Raw genomic sequence first — 1432 nt, forward strand, 5'->3', positions numbered from 1 at the left:
CAGGTGGTGACCGTTGAATCCACCTCGTATGACGTGTTGGTGGACCATTCGGAATTCGGCTCGGGTTGGTCGTCGGAAACCGGCGCCCAGACCGAAACCACCACGCCGCAGATCGAGCGCGTCTCGATCCCGCTGCATGAGCTCAGCGCCATGCCGAAGGCGAGCCAGCGTCTGCTGGACGACAGCGCCTTTGACATCGAGGGCTGGCTGGCGGGCCGCATCGCCGACCGTTTCTCGCGCGCCGAGGCCGGGGCGTTTCTCAACGGTGACGGTGTCGACAAACCGACCGGCATTCTGACCCATACCCAGACCCCCGAGGCCAGCTGGGCCTGGGGCAGCCTGGGCTATATCGCCACCGGCACGGCGGGCGATTTCGATGCGGCGGCCCCGGCGGATGCGGTGCTGGATCTGGTCTATGCCCTGGGCGCCGAATACCGCGCCAATGCGACGTTCGTGATGAATTCGAAAACCGCGGGCGTGGTGCGCAAGATGAAGGATGCCGACGGCCGCTTCCTGTGGTCCGATGGCCTGTCGGCGGGTGAACCGGCGCGTCTGCTGGGCTATCCGGTGCTGATCGCCGAGGACATGCCGGACATCGCGACCGATGCCTGCGCTATTGCCTTTGGCGATTTCCGCGCCGGTTACACCGTCGCCGAGCGCCCGGATCTGCGCGTGCTGCGCGATCCGTTCAGCGCCAAGCCGCATGTGCTGTTCTATGCGACCAAGCGCGTTGGTGGCGACGTCAGCGACTTTGCCGCGATCAAGCTGCTGAAATTCTCGCTGACCTAAGGGCAGGGGAAACGGCCGCCTCCGATGATCGGGGGCGGTTCAGGCGCGTGCCTCTTGGGGTGGTCCAAGACGTTGTCCAGCTGCTCCCTCCGTATGAGCAACGTCAGGGCGCGCGCCTGTTTTGGCCGGGGGGCTGAATGGAGAATTTGCGCATGATGCTGATCGAGCAGACCACTGTGCCCGCTGCCGCCCTGCCGGTAGGCCAGTTACGGGACCATTTGCGGCTGGGCACCGGCTTTGCCGATGACGGGGCCGAGGACGCGTTGCTGGAGGCGCTGCTGCGAGCGGCAATCGCCGCGATCGAGGGGCGCACCGGCAAGGTGCTGTTGACCCGGTCGTTCGTCTGGCAGGTGCTGGCGTGGCGTGATGGCGAACGACAGCCGCTGCCAGTGGCGCCGGTGAACACGGTGACGGCGGTGCGGATCATCGACCGGCTGGGGGCCGAAACCCTGTTGGACACGGGCACTTACCGGCTGGAGCGCGACACGCACCGGCCACGGGTAGCGGCCGACGGTCTTGCGTTGCCGGTGATCCCGATGGGCGGCAGTGCCGAGATCGCCTTTGACGCGGGCTTTGGCGCCGCATGGGACGCGGTGCCGGCGGATCTGGCGCAGGCGGTGATGCTGTTGGCGGCGCATTATTA

The 1432-nt window shown here is 66.6% G+C and carries 2 protein-coding genes; both read left to right on the forward strand.

The genetic code is table 11. The features are described from left to right. On the forward strand, positions 1 to 789 hold a 789-nt coding region (locus tag ABYW26_RS14470; protein WP_372605618.1), incomplete at its 5' end, for a phage major capsid protein. A 137-nt stretch (positions 790 to 926) separates the two neighbouring features. Further along, the coding region (locus tag ABYW26_RS14475) for a hypothetical protein (RefSeq protein ID WP_372605619.1) at positions 927 to 1432 on the forward strand (506 nt) is incomplete at its 3' end.

It is taken from the genome of Actibacterium sp. (assembly GCF_041584535.1).
Taxonomy (GTDB): Bacteria; Pseudomonadota; Alphaproteobacteria; order Rhodobacterales; family Rhodobacteraceae; genus Actibacterium_D.